The 275-nt window shown below is 72.4% G+C and carries 1 protein-coding gene; it reads left to right on the top strand.

The features are described from left to right. Positions 1 to 275 (top strand): autotransporter outer membrane beta-barrel domain-containing protein (locus QRT08_RS18445; protein WP_286047458.1); only part of this gene is annotated, 275 nt, incomplete at both ends.

Below are 275 nucleotides of genomic sequence, written 5' to 3'. Positions count from 1 at the left end.
CAGGACGTGGTATACACGAGCCTGGGCACGCGGGCGGCGACGCAGGTGAGCCTGGGGGACGTGGTGCTGACGCCGAGCGTGACGCTGGGCTGGCAGCACGCCTTCGGGGATCTGGCGCCCCAGGCACGCTTGCGGTTTGCCGGCGGGAGCGCGTTCGGGGTGAGCGGCGTTCCCGTGGTGGGGGATGCGGCGCTGGTGGGGGCCGGCTTGGCCTACGACCTGTCGGACGTGTCGGCGATCCGGGTGAACTACACCGGCCAGCTCAGCCCCAAGGC

The organism is Halalkalicoccus sp. NIPERK01, from assembly GCF_030287405.1.
GTDB lineage: Archaea > Halobacteriota > Halobacteria > Halobacteriales > Halalkalicoccaceae > Halalkalicoccus.
The sequence above is the reverse complement of the archived record's forward strand: the minus strand, read 5'-3'. Positions and strand labels throughout refer to the sequence as shown.